The sequence below is a fragment of the Bradyrhizobium sp. DOA9 genome (assembly GCF_000617845.2).
Taxonomy (GTDB): domain Bacteria; phylum Pseudomonadota; class Alphaproteobacteria; order Rhizobiales; family Xanthobacteraceae; genus Bradyrhizobium.
Map to the genome: position 1 here is coordinate 2,797,437 of NZ_DF820425.1, position 15,307 is coordinate 2,812,743.

The window sequence follows — 15,307 nt, forward strand, 5'->3', positions numbered from 1 at the left end:
CTAACCTCCGAGGCGCCAGACCACCGACCAGGGCGGGAGCCGCTTGCCGGCGGCGCCGCCCCAGATCGGCGTGCCCATGCTGAGGCTGGAGCTGATCTCGTGATCGGACAGATTGGCGACAAGGCGCAACGTCGTGCCGTCGCCCATGCGCCAATGTGCGGTGAGGAGGCCGTTGTCTTCAGCCTCGGCATCACCGAAGCTCGCCCCCTTCAGCCGCGGCACGATCTCCTTGCGACGGACGCCGAGCAGCTCCCGAACCAGCGCAAGCCGTGCATCCTGTTGCGGCGTGCGGCCGGTCCAGTCGAGCACGGCCGATTGCAGCGTTGCCGGGTCGAGCGGGTCGGGCACTTCGTCGCCGTATTTCTCGTACGCCCAGGCATATTCCCGCTTGCGCCCCTCGCGCACGGCATCGGCTAACCCACCCTGGAAATCGCAGAAGAACGGGAAAGGGACCGTCGAGCCCCATTCCTCGCCCTGAAACAGCATCGGCACCATCGGCGCGAGCAGGGTGACCGCGAGCGCGGCCTCGATCTGCTTCGGCGATGCCAGGCTTTCCAGCCGCTCGCCGAGCGGGCGATTGCCGATCTGGTCGTGGTTCTGCAGGAAATTGACGAAGGTCGCCGGCGGCAGCTCGCCGCTCGGCTCGCCGCGCGGCTTCTTGCCCCAGAATTCCGAGATCTCGCCCTGATAGACGAAGCCGGAAGCGAGCGCGCGTGCCAGGTCCATGCGCGGCGTCTGGTAGTCGCCATAGTAGCCGGCATGCTCGCCGGTCAGCATCACGTGCCAGACGTGATGATAATCGTCATTCCACTGCCCGCGATATTTGCCGTTCGGCGGCTCCTGCGCCGCGTCGAGCAGGCTGGCGCGGTTGTCGCCGTTCTCGAGCACGAGATGGATGTGGCGTCCCGTGGCCTTGGCGAGCTCGCCGGCGGCGACGCTGAGGTCCTGCAGCATGGACTGCTCGCCCGGGACAGCCATGATGTGATTGGCGGCGTCGAGCCTGAGGCCGTCGAAGCGGTAGTCGCCGAGCCAGGACAGCGCGTTCTCGACGGCGAAGGCGCGCACCTGCGGCACGCGATAATCGATCGCGCTGCCCCACGGCGTGTGCGCGTCGGTGAAGAAGGCCGGCGCGTAGCGGCCGAGGTAGTTTCCTTCCGGGCCGAAATGATTGTAGACGACGTCGAGGAACACCATCAGCCCGCGCAGATGCGCCTCGTCGATCAGCGTCTTCAGGTCTTCGGGCCGGCCATAGGCGCTGTCCGGCGCATACCACAGCACGCCGTCATAGCCCCAGCCGCGGCGTCCGGCGAAATCGGCGAGCGGCATCAGCTCCAGCGCATTGATGCCGGTCGCGGCGAGATGATCGAGCTTGTCGATCATGGCGCGATAGGTGCCTTCCGCCGTGAAGCTGCCGACATGGGTCTCGATCAGCACCGTCTCTTCCCAGGGACGGCCGCGCCAATCGCGCGCGCGCCAGGCGAAGGCATCATGGTCGATCACCTCGCTCGGGCCGAACACGTCGTCGGGCTGGAAGGCCGACGCGGGATCCGCCACGTCGATGTCGTCGTCGATCCTGAACTTGTATTTGCTGCCGGCAGTGAGGCCGGCAATCTCGGCGACGTACCAGCCGTCCTGCCGGCGCTGCATCGCGTGCCTGCGGTCGAGCAGGAGATCGACGCGGCGCGCGGCCGACGCCCACAGCCGGAACGACACGCCGTCTTTCGTCGGCCTCGCCCCGAAGGACGGCCTCATAGCGCGCCTGCAAAGGCGAGCACGGAGCGCGGCGGCGCCTTGCTGTCGCTCCCGGGCAGGAAGTCGATCGTATTCAGCTTGGCATCGGTCGTGTTCAGGAGCTGCTGCCAGCTCTTGTATTCGGTCATTTTGGGCAATTTGAATGCGATCTCTTCGGGAGCGGCGTTCAGTACGATAAAGATCGCGGCGCCGCCCGGTTCCATCGGCCCCATCACATAGGAGAGAAACCGCCCATCCGGGAATGTCCAGTCGCTCTCCGTCATCTCGTTGCCTTCGGGCGTCAGCCATAGCGCGCCGTAGGAGACGCCGTCCTTGGGCCGGCCGTCGAGCCAGCGATGGCTGCGCAGCTGCGAGAAACGGCGGCGGATGTCGGCGAGCTGGGCGACGAAGTCGATCATGTCGTCGCCGTCCTTGCCGAGATTGTCCCACGAGACCCAGCCGACCTCGTTGTCCTGGCAATAGGCGTTGTTGTTGCCGGATTGCGAGTTGCCGACCTCGTCGCCGGCGAGGATCAAGGGAACGCCCTGCGCCAGCATCAGGCAGGCCAGCACGTTCTTGCGCAGCTGGCGGCGCAGGCCGATGATCTTGGGATCGTCGGTCGGACCTTCGACACCGCAATTGTTGCTGTGATTGTCGTTGGAGCCGTCGCGATTGTCCTCGCCGTTGGCCTCGTTGTGCTTCTCGTTGTAGCTGAAGAGGTCGGCCAGCGTGAAGCCGTCATGGACGGTGATGTGGTTGATGCTGGCGCGCGGCCGCCGTCCGTCATGGTTGAACAGGTCGGAGGACGCCGTCATGCGGCTGGAGATGTCGCCGATCAGGCTGCCTTCCCCGCTCCAGTAGCGGCGCATGGCGCTGCGATAGCGGTCGTTCCATTCCGACCATTGCGAGGGGAAGGCGCCGACCTGGTAACCGCCGAGGCCGAGGTCCCACGGCTCGGCGACGAGCTTGACGGTTGCCAGCACCGGATCCTGGCGGACCGCCGTCAGGAACGAGCTGCCGCGGTCAAAACCGTTCGGCCCGCGCGCCAGCGTGGTGGCGAGATCGAAGCGGAAGCCGTCGACGTGGCAGACCTCGACCCAGTAGCGCAAGGAATCCATCACCATCTGCAGCACGCGCGGATGGGCGAGGTTCACCGAGGAGCCGCAGCCGGTGAAGTCGTCGTAATAGCGCGGGTTCTCGCGGTTCAGCCAGTAATAGGAGGCATTGTCGATGCCGCGGTAGCACAGCGTCGGGCCGAGATGGTTGCCTTCCGCGGTGTGGTTGTAGACGACGTCGAGCATCACCTCGATGCCGGCATCGTGCAGCCGCGCCACCGTGGTGCGGAAGGAATCGAGCGCGTTGTCCTGGGCGTAGCGCGGCTCCGGCGCGAAGAAGGACAACGTGTTGTAGCCCCAGTAATTGGCGAGCTTCTTTTCCACGAGGATGCGATCGTCGACGAAGCTGTGCACCGGCAGCAGCTCAACCGTGGTGACGCCGAGCTTCTTCAAGTGATCAATCATCGCAGGCGAGGACAGGCCGCCATAGGTGCCGCGCAGGTTGGGCGGGACGTCCTCGCGCTTCTGGGTCAGGCCCTTGACGTGGGCCTCGTAGATGATGGTGTCTTCCCAGGGAATGTTGGGACGGATCTCGCGCCGGCCCCAGTTGAAGGTCTCGTCGACCACGACGGCTTTGGGCATGCCGCGCGCATTGTCGCGCCGGTCGAACGACAGGTCCTCGCGCGGGCTTCCGGTGCGGTAGGCGAAATGCGCATCGCTCCAGACCAGGCGCCCGGCAAGCCGCTTGGCATAGGGGTCGAGCAGCAGCTTGTTGGCATTGAAGCGATGGCCGTGCTCGGGCTCGTAGGGGCCGTGCACGCGAAAGCCGTAGAGCTGGCCCGGCGCGACGTCGTTGAGATAGCCGTGCCAGACGTCCTCGGTCTTCTCGGGCAGCTCGATGCGCTCGAGCTCGCGGCGGCCTTGCGTGTCGAACAGGCAGAGCTCGACCTTCTGCGCGTTGGCGGAGAACAGCGCGAAATTGGTGCCGCGTCCGTCCCAGCTTGCACCGAGGCGTGCGGGCGATCCAGCAGTCAGGCGCATCGATCAGCTTTCCGGAACGAGGAAGATCGCAGCGAGCGGCGGAATGGTGAGGCGGAGCGCGCCGCCTTCGGCATGGACTTCGCCGATATTGCCGACATTGCTGCCGCCGTAATGGGCGGAATCGGAGTTGAGCACTTCCTTCCACTTGCCGCCGAAGGGCACGCGAACGCGATAGTTCTGGTAGACGTTGGGCGAGAAGTTGACGATGACGACACACCGCGCGTTCTCGTCGAATCCCTTGCGCAGCCAGGCGAATACGTTGCGATTGGCATCGTCGGTGATCAGCCATTCGAAGCCGGCCTGCTCGCAATCCATCTGGTGCAGCGCCGGCACTGCGCGATAGAGCCGGTTGAGGTCGCGGATCAAGGCCTGGACGCCGGAATGGACCTTGTATTCGAGCAGGTGCCAGTCGAGCGACTGGTCGTGATTCCATTCGCGGCTCTGCGCGATCTCCGCGCCCATGAACAAGAGCTTCTTGCCGGGATGGCCGAACATGAAGCTGTAATAGGCGCGCAAATTGGCAAAGCGCTGCCACTCGTCGCCGGGCATGCGGCCGAGGATGGAGCGCTTGCCGTGCACGACCTCGTCATGCGACAGCGGCAGGATGAAGTTCTCCGAGAAGGCGTAGTGCAGGCCGAACAGGATCTCGCCGTGATGATGCTTGCGGTGGATCGGATCCTTGCTGATGTAGTTCAGCGTATCGTGCATCCAGCCCATGTTCCACTTGTAGCCGAAGCCGAGCCCGCCGAACTCGACCGGGCGCGAGACCTGGGGCCAGGCGGTGGACTCTTCCGCGGCCGTGGTCGCCTGCGGGAATCGGGCGAACATCTCCGTGTTGAAGCGGCGCAGGAAGTTGATCGCCTCGATGTTCTCGCGGCCGCCATACTGGTTCGGGATCCACGCGCCGGGCGGCCGGCTGTAGTCGAGATAGAGCATGGAGGCGACCGCATCGACGCGAAGGCCGTCGATGGCGTAACGCTCCATCCAGAACAGCGCATTCGACACCAGGAAGTTCGTCACTTCGGTGCGGCCGTAATTGTAGATCAGCGTGCCCCAGTCGAGGTGGCGGCCCTGCAGCGGGTTGGCGTGCTCGTAGAGCGCGGTGCCGTCGAAATGGCCGAGCCCGTGCGGATCGTCCGGGAAGTGACCCGGCACCCAGTCGAGCAGCACGCCGATGCCTTCACGGTGGCAGGCATCGATCAGCGCCGCAAAGTCCTCGGGGCTGCCGAAACGGCTGGTCGGCGCATAGAGGCCGGTCGGCTGATAGCCCCAGGAGCCGTCGAACGGATGCTCGCTCACGGGCAGGAATTCGAGATGGGTGAAGCCCATGTCGCGGGCATAGGCCGGCAGCTGCTCGGCCAGCTCGCGATAGGTCAGCCATTCATTGTTGCCTTTGCGCCGCCACGAGCCGAGATGGACCTCGTAGATCGACATCGGCGCCGACAATGCGTTGATGCCTTCGGGCGCCGGGCGCGGCCGCGGCAGATGCGCCTCGTCGAACACGATCGAGGCCGTCTTCGGCCGCAGCTCGCTGGCAAAGGCCATGGGATCGGATTTCAGCGGCAGCAGATGACCATGCGGGCCGACGATCTCGAACTTGTAGTGATCGCCGGACTTCGCATGCGGGATGAACAATTCCCAATAGCCGTTGCCGCGCACCCGCATCGGATGGCGCCGCCCGTCCCAGAAGTTGAAGTCGCCGACCACGGAGACGCGGCGCGCATTCGGCGCCAGCACGACGAAGCCGATGCCGTCGACGCCCTCGAGCCGCATCGGATGCGCGCCGAGCTTGTCGTAGAGACGCTGATGGGTGCCTTCGCCGAGCAAATAGAGGTCGAAATCGGTCAGGATCGGCGGAAAGCGGTAGGCATCCTCGAACTCGACGACGTTGCTGCCGAACTTCGCGCGCAGTTGATAGTGCTTCGAGCCGTTGGGGAGGGCGCCGATGAACAGGCCGGCATCGTGGACGCGGTCGAGCGGCGCGACCTCGCCATGGTCGCCGACCGCCTCGACATTGGTGGCCTCGGGCAGAAATGCCCGCACGACGCTCTTGCCGCCCTCGGGATGCAGCCCGAGATAGTGGAAGGGGTCGGAGTGGCGGCCTTCGATGATCGCGTAGGCTTCGGCAGGCAGTTTAGGCATGGGCTTCGCTCTCGGCACTGGACAGAATGCGAAGCAGTCCGGTCAGCGGCGCATGAAGCCCCTCAGGCCGGTGGGACAGCTCGTACTCTACGTCGTGGAACGCTCGGTCTAGCAGGAAGAATCTCAACAGGCCTTCCGCGGAGGACCGATCCTCCGGCCATAGCCTCCGATCCGTCATGGCTTCGCGATAGGCGGACAGGAAGGTCGCGGCGGCGCGTTCGCGCCATTCGTCGAGCGCGGCCGCGAGCCGATCCTGCTCTTCGGAAGCGCCTGTGAGCGCGCGGCTCAGCGCCGTGTTGACCGAAAGGTCGATCGAATGGATCAGGCCGGCGACGTCGCGTGCGGCCGGCGCCTTGCGGCGCTTATTGGCCAGCGGCACACGCGGATCGCCGTCGAAGTCGATGATGAAGATATCGTCCTTCACGATCAGAGTTTGCCCGAGCCGGAAGTCGCCATGATGACGGATGTTCAACCCGCCGATGCCGGATGGCAAGAGCGCATTCAGGCCGTCGAACAGGCTGCCGCGTGCCGCGACCAGCCGGTCGACCAGGGGCCGGTCTGCCTCCCGCAGCCCGTCGCGGCTGTCGGCGAGCCGCTCGAGAACCCGCTCGGCACGCGTCTTGAAATCGGAGAGCCAGGTTCTGATCTGGCCGGGGGCGATCGGCACAGGGGCGAGGTCACCAGGCTTTGCCGCGGCGAGCGCGACGTGCAGCTCGGCGAGCCGTCGGCCGATTTGCGCGATGAAATGCAGGTACGGCGCCTGCTCCTGGGTCTCGCGTGGCATCTCATCGGCCGGCGCCAGGCGCTGCTCGTCGACATAGCGATCGAGATACCCTGTCGTCACGGTCCAGCCGTCGCCCTGGTTCTCGACATAGGCGTGGAGCACGCCGAGCGCGCTGCGCTGGTTGCCGTCGACGAGCTCGATGCTGCCGAGCAGCGCCGGGGTGTTGGCGAAGCGCGCGACCTCCGTGAGATAATGGCCGATCTCGATCTCGGGACTGATGCCGCTTTCGAGCCGGCGATAGATCTTGGCGACGTACTGGTTGTCGACCAGCGCCGTGCTGTTCGACTGCTCGATGGCGCGGATGCGCTCAGGCTCCTTGATGGTGTAGTCGGCGAACCGGCTGGTCGCCTTGAACTCCAGCCGCAGATTGTTCTCCTCCACCACCAGGTTCTGCGACAGACCCCGCAGGAACAGGCCGATGAAGATCTGCTCGGTCGCGACGTCGAGCAGCGTACCCTCGCGCGCACCCTGGCGGACGGCGGCGAGCGCCTTCGGATTGAAGCGTTCGCGGTCGAAGCGGACCCATTCGATCTGCATCGGCATCACGTAACGCGTCGTGACGTCGTTCCGCGTGGACTCAAAGAAGGCGATCCAGGGCCTGTTGTCGCCGATATCGCTGAAAGGCACCGCCGAGGTCAGCGAGGCCTTGATCTGCTTGGGATTGTGCTCGGGATACCACCGCGTCCGTGACAGGAAGCCCGGCAGCACGTCGCGCTCGAACACGCCGCGCTCGCGGGCGAGCGAGACCCAGTTCGAGTTCACCGGTACCACCAGGGTCTCGAATTCCGGGACCGCGCGCGGCGTCACCGGCTCGGACTTGTCGCGCTCCTGAAGCTGGAACCAGTAGAAGCCGTAGGGCCCCAGCGTGATCATGTAGGGCAATTCGCCGATCGCGGGAAAGCGCGTGCGGCCGAGCATCTCCTGCGGGATGCGGTCCTTCCACGGCGACAGGTCGAGCTCGGTGGCCTGCGCGGCGCGCGACAGGTTGGCGACGCAGAGGATCACCTCGTCGCGATATTGCCGGACATAGGCCAGCACGGCGCGATTGGCCGGGCGGATGAAGGTCATGCTGCCGCGGCCGAAGGCGAGCGTCGACTTGCGCACCGAGATCAGCCGCTTGGTGGCGCTGAGCAGCGAGGACAGGCTGCGCGACTGCGCCTCGACGTTGACGGATTCATAGCCGTAGACGGGATCCATGATCAGCGGCGCGTAGAGGCGGGCCGGGTCGCAGCGCGAGAAGCCGCCGTTGCGGTCCGGGCTCCATTGCATCGGCGTGCGGACGCCGTTGCGGTCGCCAAGATAGATGTTGTCGCCCATCCCGATCTCGTCGCCGTAATAGATGATCGGCGTGCCGGGGAAGGACAGCAGCAGCGAGTTCATCAGCTCGATCTTGCGCCGGTCGTTGTCCATCAGCGGCGCAAGGCGCCGGCGGATGCCGACGTTGATGCGCGCGCGGGGATCGTTGGCGTAGGTGGTCCAGAGATAGTCGCGCTCGACGTCGGTGACCATCTCCAGCGTCAGCTCGTCGTGATTGCGCAGGAACAGCGCCCATTGGCAGCTCGCCGGGATATCGGGCGTCTGGCGCAGGATGTCGGTGATCGGGAAGCGGTCCTCCTGGGCGATCGCCATGTAGATCCGCGGCATCAAGGGGAAGTGGTAAGCCATGTGGCACTCGTCGCCACGGCCGAAATATTCCTGCACGTCCTCCGGCCATTGATTGGCCTCGGCCAGCAGCAGCTTGCCCTTGGAATACGCATCGAGCTCCTGGCGCAGGCGCTTGATGATCTCATGGGTCTCGGGCAGGTTCTCGTTCGAGGTGCCCTCGCGCTCGCACAGATAGGGAATGGCGTCGAGCCGGAAGCCGTCGACGCCGGCATCGAGCCAGCGCTTCATCACCTGAATGATGGCGCTGACCACGCGCGGATTGTCGAAATTGAGGTCCGGCTGGTGCGAGAAGAAGCGGTGCCAGTAGAACGCGCCGGCCTCGGGATCCCAGGTCCAGTTCGACTTCTCGGTATCGGTGAAGATGATGCGCGTGCCCTGGTACTTCTGGTCGGTGTCGCTCCAGACATACCAGTTGCGCGCGCTTGAGCCCGGATGGCTGCGCCGCGCGCGCTTGAACCATTTGTGCTGGTCCGAAGTGTGGTTGACGACGAGCTCGGTGATGACGCGCAGCCCGCGCTTCTGCGCTTCCTGGATGAAGCGCTTGAAGTCCTTCATCGTCCCGAAATCGGGATTGACCGAGCCGTAATCGGCGATGTCGTAGCCGTCGTCGCGGCCGGGCGAGGGGTAGAACGGCAGCAGCCACAGCGCGGTGACGCCGAGCTCCTGCAGATAGGGCAGCCGCTCGGTCAGCCCGGCGAAGTCGCCGATGCCGTCATTGTTGCTGTCGGCGAAAGCCTTGACGTGGAGCTGGTAGATGATGGCGTCCTTGTACCAGAGCTCATCCACGACCTCGGCGGCCTCAGCCTTCTTGGTATCGACGGAAGACAGAACATTCATGGCGTGACCCCTTACGCCAGGCAGCGGAACAGAAGTGCCGGATCGCGGTCGGGATCGATACGCAACTTGATGCCGCCCCATTCGATGCGGGATTGTTCGCCGGTGAGCAGGTTTTCGAGTGTCGTCACATGGTGACGCCGTCCGCCGGCGTCAACGGTGAGATCGCCCAGCGGCAGCCAGCATTCACGGACATGGCGCGACAGCGCGATCACGACGACGACAATGTTGCCCGGATCGGCCGCTTCCTTGGCGAAGGCGATCGTCTCGCCGTCCTCGATGGCGAGAAAGCGCAAATTCGCGGTCTGCTGCAGCGCCGCGTTCTCGCTGCGGATGCGGTTGAGCGCGGCGATGTAGGGTTTGATGTTGCCCGGTCTGTCCCAGTCGCGCTGCCTGATCTGGTACTTCTCGGAATCCAGATATTCTTCGCGGCCGGGAATGGCCTCATGCTCCAGCAGCTCGAATCCGCTGTAGGTGCCGTAATTGCCTGACAGCGTCGCCGCCAGCGCGATGCGCGACTTGAAGGTCCAGGCCTCTCCGCTTTGGAGGTGATAGGGCAACAGGTCAGGCGTGTTGACGAACATGTTCGGACGGTAGAAATCGCGCTCGGGATAGCGCGTCAGCTCGCCGAGATATTGCTCCAGCTCCCACCTTTCCGTGCGCCAGGGGAAGTAGGTGAAGGACTGCGCGAAGCCGAGCTTGGCGAGGCCCTTCATCAGCTTCGGCCGTGCATAGGTCTTGGAGAACAGGATCACGTCGGGATGACGGCGGCTTATGTCGCGGATCAGCCACTCCCAGAACGCAAGCGGCGCGGTGTCGTGATTGTCGATGGCAAAGATGGTCACGCCCTTGTCGATCCAGAACAGCATGGCATCGCGAAACGCGTTCCACAGCTTGAGGCGATCGACCGAATTGAAATCGGGGATGACGATGTCGGAATAGGGGCCGTCCGCCGCCTTCACCGAGCGGTCGGGCCGCCATTTGAACCATTCTGGATGTTGCGTCAGCCAGGGATGGTCCGGCGAGCACTGCACCGCGAAGTCCAGCGCAAGCTCGAGCCCGTATTCGAGACAGGTGGCGACCAGCGCGCGAAAATCCTCGATCGTGCCGAGCTCGGGATGCAGCGCATCGTGGCCGCCCTCGGCCGAGCCGATCGCATAGGGCGAGCCGGGGTCGCCTTCAGCGGCGACGGCTGCGTTGTTGCGGCCCTTGCGGCAGGTGTGGCCGATCGGGTGGATCGGCGTGAAGTAGAGCACGTCAAAGCCCATCGCGGCGATGTCAGGCACGCGCGCGATGCAGTCGCGCAGCGTGCCGTGCCGGCCCGGCAATGGGCTCTGGCTGCGCGGCATCATCTGATACCAGGTGCTGAAGCGGGCTTTGTCGCGGTCGGCGGTCAACGGGAAAAGCGGCGAGCGCGTCAGGTCCGGTCGCGACTGGCTGTCGGCCATGGCTTCGCCGAGCTCGGTTGCGAGCAGCGAGGTGATGTCGCCGTTCCTCAAATAGTCCTCGCACTGCCTGATGATGATCGCTGCGGCGTCCTGACGCGCGCCATGCGCCTTGGTCAAAAGGCCGGCGCCCTCGATCGCATCGAGGGTGATATCGGCCCCGGTGCGTCGTTTTCGCGCGACGGCGTGCGACCAGGTGGCGAACTCGTCGGTCCAGGCTTCGATCGCGTAGACATATGGGCCGGGCTCAGGGGGCGTGAACGCTCCGGACCAGCGGTCATTGCCGTGATGGATCATCGGCTCGCTCCGCCATTCGCGCTCCTGCTCGCCCCGCCAGATCAGCGCGGCGGATATCACGGCCTCGCCATCGCGGTAGATGTCGGCCCAGACCTCGACCGGCTCGCTCGCGATCCGCTTCACGGCGAAACGGCCGCCGTCGATCGCGGGATAGACGTCCTCGATCAGGAAAGCGCTGCCGGCCGCGGCACTTTCGACAGTTTGAATTGTCTTGTTCACGGTGATGCCATTGACAAGAAAGCAGGAGCCCGTTTCCCTTGTCGGGAACCCACGCTTGGTACCATGATAGAAAGCCGCTTGTGTGTCATTGGTTCCCTCGGGAACGGCAAGCGCAGTTTGCGAGTTACCCCTGACTAACCTCTTCCGCGATCTCGTTAAAATCGATGCCCCTGGCCAAACAATGGCCTGCAAGCTGCGTGCCGAATGGATCTTTTAGCTCAAGCCCGGATCAAGGGCGTTCAATCCGAATTCATCGATGCCCTCGGCAAGCTGCGGGTCACCGCGCCCGAGGCGCTCAAATCCATCCTCGACGCCCTGCCGGAGAAGCGGGTCTATCGCTTCGTCAGCGGTCCGGTCGTGGTGCGCGCGCTCGGCCATCCGCGCACGGAACTGGCGTCGGTTGGCGCGCCGCCGCTGCAATGGAAGATCGTCGGCAACGGCAAGGTGGTCGCCTCGGGCGAGACGCGGGAGCCCGTGATCGCCTGGCCCGCGGGCCTTCCGCTCGGGTATCACCGCCTGACGCTGACCGACGCTGAAGGCGCGAGCGAAGACGTGCCGATGATCGTGGCGCCGGAACGCTGCTTCGGCGGCGATTTCGACCGCGGCTGGCTGCTCGCGGTGCAGCTCTACAGCGTCCGCTCCGGCCGCAATTGGGGCATCGGCGATTTCACCGATCTCGCTGGCCTCATCCGGCTCGCCAAGCAGCTCGGGGCCGACGGCGTCGGGCTCAATCCGCTGCACGTCCTGTTCGACGACCACCCGGCCGATTGCAGCCCCTATTCGCCGAACAGCCGGCTTTTCCTCAACCCGCTCTATATCGACGTCGAGGCTATCCCTGAATTCTCGGCCGACCTCGTGCCCGACGCGGCCGCGACTGCCGCCCGTCTGCGCCAGGGCGATCGCGTCCCTTATGCCGACATGGCGGCGCTGAAATGGCTGGGCCTGCGCGCCGCCTTCGACAGCTTCGTGACAAGCGCGAGCGCGGCGCGGCGCAAGGCGTTCGACGCCTTCCGTGCCGAGCGCGCGCCGCTATTGTCCCGCTTTGCCTGTTTCGAGGTGCTGCGGCATCGCTTCGCCGGACCCTGGTGGGAATGGCCGCAAGAATGGCAGCAGCCGGACGAGGCGAAATTCGCCGAGCTGCGCAATGGCCCTGATCGGCGCGAGGTCGAGTTCGTCGAATTCGTGCAATGGACGGCCGACAGCCAGCTGCATGCGGCCAAGGCGCTCGCCGGCGAGCTCGGCATGCGCGTCGGGCTCTATCTCGACGTTGCGGTCGGCGTGCAGTCCAACGGCTTCGATGCCTGGAACGAGCAGACGGCGATCTCGCGCCATCTCGCGGTCGGCGCGCCGCCCGACGTGCTCAACACCATCGGCCAGGATTGGGGCCTTGCGGGCTTCAACGCCGGTGGGCTGGAAGCGCAATCCTTCGTCCCGTTCGCCGACATGCTGGCGGCCTCGATGCGTCATGCCGGCGCCATCAGGCTGGATCACGTGCTCGGTCTGAAACGGCTCTATCTGGTGCCGCGCGGCTTCAAGCCCGATAACGGGGCCTATGTGCAGATGCCGTTCGAGGCGCTGCTGGCCGCCGTGGCGCGCGAGAGCGCAGCCCATCGATGCATCGTGATCGGCGAGGACCTCGGCACCGTGCCGGAAGGTTTCCGCGAGACGATGCAGGATTTCGGCATCTGGTCCTATCTCGTCATGATGTTCGAGCGCGACGATGCCGGACATTTCCGCAATGTCGACCATTATCGGCCCAATGCGCTGGTGACGCTGAACACGCACGATCTGTCGACCTATGCCGGCTGGCGCTCCTTCAGCGATCTCAGGATGAAGCGCTCGCTCGGGCTCGATCCCGGTGAGAACGACCAGGCGCGCTGGGATGCGCTCGGCAGGCTCGACGAGATCCTGCGCCAGAACGGCATCAACGCCAACGATCTCTACTCCGTGCTCGCGTTCCTCTCGCGCACGCCCTCGCGGCTGCTCGCCGTGTCGCTGGAGGATCTGCTCGGCGTGATCGACCAGCCCAACATCCCCGGCACGATCGACGAGCATCCGAACTGGCGGCAGCGCCTTCCGGTCGCGCTCGATAAGATCGCGTCCAGGATCGATCTCGCAGCCTTGAAGGCTGCGACACGGGAACGTTCATTGCCCGGCGGGAATTGAACAGAAGGGCACTGCCAGGTTCGCACGACATTGTCTCAGAGGATCGAGGACTACGCGCTGATCGGCGATTGCGAGACCGCGGCGCTGGTCGGGCGCAACGGCTCAATCGACTGGCTGTGCTGGCCCGCCTTCGATTCCGACGCCTGCTTTGCCGCCATCCTCGGCACCCACGAGAACGGGCGCTGGCTGATTGCGCCATGCGAGGACGCGACCCGCATTTCACGGCGCTATCTCGGCAACACCCTCATCCTCGAAACGCGCTTCGAGACGGAGAGCGGCACGGTCGCGCTGATCGATTTCATGCCGCCGCGCGGCAAGGCGTCCGACATCGTGCGGCTGGTGCGCGGCATTCGTGGCACCGTGAAGATGCGGATGGAGCTCGTCATCCGCTTCGGCTTCGGCGCCGATATTCCCTGGGTGCGGCGGATCGACCATTCCTTGATGGCCATCGCCGGCCAGGACATGACGGTGCTGCGCACGCCGGTCGAGACCCGGGGCGAGGATCTGACCACCGTCTCCGACTTCGAGGTCAAGGAAGGCGAGACCGTGCCGTTCGTGCTGACTTACGGTCCCTCGCATCTCGACCCGCCTGCGCCGATCGATGCGGAGCTGGCGCTTCAGGAGACCGAAAAATTCTGGGAGGACTGGTGCGGCCATTGCACCCGTGACGGCGACTATCAGGAGCTCGTGCTGCGTTCGCTGATCACGCTGAAGGCGTTGACCTTCGCGCCGACCGGCGGCATCGTCGCGGCCCCCACCACTTCCTTGCCGGAAAAGCTCGGAGGCAGCCGGAACTGGGACTATCGCTTCTGCTGGCTGCGCGATGCCACCTTCACGCTGCTGGCGCTGATGAACTCGGGCTACACCGAGGAAGCCCTGGCTTGGCACAATTGGCTGCTGCGCGCCGCCGCCGGCTCGCCTTCGAACATGCAGATCATGTACGGCATCTGGGGCCAGCGGCGCCTCCTGGAATGGGAGGCGGGCTGGCTCGGCGGCTACGAGGGTGCGCGGCCGGTGCGCGTCGGCAATGCCGCCCATGCGCAGCTCCAGCTCGACGTCTACGGCGAATTGATCGACGCCTTTCACCAGTCGCGCATGGCCAGGCTCAAGCTCGATGACGAGACGACCTGGTCGCTGGAATGCGCCGTGCTCCAGCATCTCGCGGAGGTCTGGGACCGGCCCGACCACGGCATCTGGGAGCGCCGCGGCCAGCCCAAGCACTATGTGTTCTCGAAGGTGATGACCTGGGTCGCGTTCGACCGCGGCATCAAGAGCGCCGAGACGTTCGGCTTCAAGGCGCCGCTCGTGCATTGGCGCATCTTGCGCGATGCGATTCATCGCGATGTCTGCAACAGGGGATTTGACGCGGAGGAAAATGCGTTCGTCGAGTCCTACGGTTCGAAGATGCTCGACGCCAGCGTGCTGCTGCTGCCGGCGGTCGGCTTCCTGCCGCCGGACGACCCGCGCATCCGCGGCACCATCGCCGCTGTCGAGGCACGCCTGATGCAGGGCGGCTTCGTGCTGCGCCACGACCCGCGCGAGCTGCCCCCGGGCCAGCCGCCGCTCGAAGGCGCCTTCCTGGCGTGTAGCCTGTGGCTCGCCGACGCCTATGTGCTGTCGGGCGATCTCGCCAAGGCGCAAGTTCTGCTCGACCGCGTGGTTGGCATCGCCAACGACGTCGGGCTGCTCGCCGAGGAGTACGATTCGGTCGCACAGCGCCAGACCGGCAATTTCCCGCAGGCGCTGACCCACATCGCGCTGATCAACACCGCACAGAACCTCTCGACGGCAAGGCAAAAGAGCGAGAAGCCGGCGATGCAGCGGTCGCAGTAGATCAGCGCGGCAGGTTCTTCACCTCTCCCGGAGGGAGAGGTCGGATCGCATCAAGGATGCGATCCGGGTGAGGGGCTACACTCTCGCTTGTTGCT

7 protein-coding genes are annotated in these 15,307 nt (G+C 65.2%); 2 read left to right on the forward strand and 5 right to left on the reverse strand.

Features of this window, described 5'->3' with window-relative positions:
• From treZ to BDOA9_RS13080, 5 genes are read right to left on the reverse strand one after another with little or no spacing between them, the layout of a single operon-like run.
• A complete protein-coding gene (gene treZ, locus BDOA9_RS13060; RefSeq protein WP_025034384.1) occupies positions 1-1,752 on the reverse strand; it encodes a malto-oligosyltrehalose trehalohydrolase in 1,752 nt (583 codons plus the stop codon).
• Complete coding sequence (glgX, locus tag BDOA9_RS13065) at positions 1,749-3,827, reverse strand: glycogen debranching protein GlgX (RefSeq protein WP_025034385.1); 2,079 nt, start codon at positions 3,825-3,827, stop codon at positions 1,749-1,751. Before glgX ends, treZ begins: the two co-directional genes overlap by 4 nt.
• A 3-nt stretch (positions 3,828-3,830) precedes the next feature.
• On the reverse strand, positions 3,831-5,969 hold the full coding sequence (gene glgB / locus BDOA9_RS13070; RefSeq protein ID WP_025034386.1) for a 1,4-alpha-glucan branching protein GlgB: 2,139 nt from the start codon (positions 5,967-5,969) through the stop codon (positions 3,831-3,833).
• The gene (treS, locus tag BDOA9_RS13075; RefSeq protein WP_025034387.1) at positions 5,962-9,255 is read right to left on the reverse strand and encodes a maltose alpha-D-glucosyltransferase; all 3,294 of its coding nucleotides are present in this window, start codon (positions 9,253-9,255) and stop codon (positions 5,962-5,964) included. Before treS ends, glgB begins: the two co-directional genes overlap by 8 nt.
• Positions 9,256-9,266: 11 nt before the next feature.
• Positions 9,267-11,213: a maltotransferase domain-containing protein gene (locus BDOA9_RS13080; protein ID WP_025034388.1), complete on the reverse strand. Its 1,947-nt coding sequence runs from the start codon at positions 11,211-11,213 to the stop codon at positions 9,267-9,269.
• A gap of 204 nt (positions 11,214-11,417) precedes the next feature.
• On the opposite strand from BDOA9_RS13080, the gene malQ reads away from it, so the two are divergent.
• Together malQ and BDOA9_RS13090 are read left to right on the forward strand one after the other, a co-directional pair.
• Positions 11,418-13,379: a 4-alpha-glucanotransferase gene (gene malQ, locus BDOA9_RS13085; protein ID WP_025034389.1), complete on the forward strand. Its 1,962-nt coding sequence runs from the start codon at positions 11,418-11,420 to the stop codon at positions 13,377-13,379.
• 30 nt (positions 13,380-13,409) lie between these two features.
• On the forward strand, positions 13,410-15,212 hold the full coding sequence (locus BDOA9_RS13090) for a glycoside hydrolase family 15 protein (protein ID WP_025034390.1): 1,803 nt from the start codon (positions 13,410-13,412) through the stop codon (positions 15,210-15,212).
• Positions 15,213-15,307: the final 95 nt, after the last annotated feature.

Bases quoted from the DNA above. Each gene is read 5' to 3' on its own strand.
- treZ (WP_025034384.1), bottom strand. From the start codon at position 1,752: ATGAGGCCGTCCTTCGGGGCGAGGCCGACGAAAGACGGCGTGTCGTTC.
- treS (WP_025034387.1), bottom strand. From the start codon at position 9,255: ATGAATGTTCTGTCTTCCGTCGATACCAAGAAGGCTGAGGCCGCCGAG.
- malQ (WP_025034389.1), top strand. From the start codon at position 11,418: ATGGATCTTTTAGCTCAAGCCCGGATCAAGGGCGTTCAATCCGAATTC.
- glgB (WP_025034386.1), bottom strand. From the start codon at position 5,969: ATGCCTAAACTGCCTGCCGAAGCCTACGCGATCATCGAAGGCCGCCAC.
- glgX (WP_025034385.1), bottom strand. From the start codon at position 3,827: ATGCGCCTGACTGCTGGATCGCCCGCACGCCTCGGTGCAAGCTGGGAC.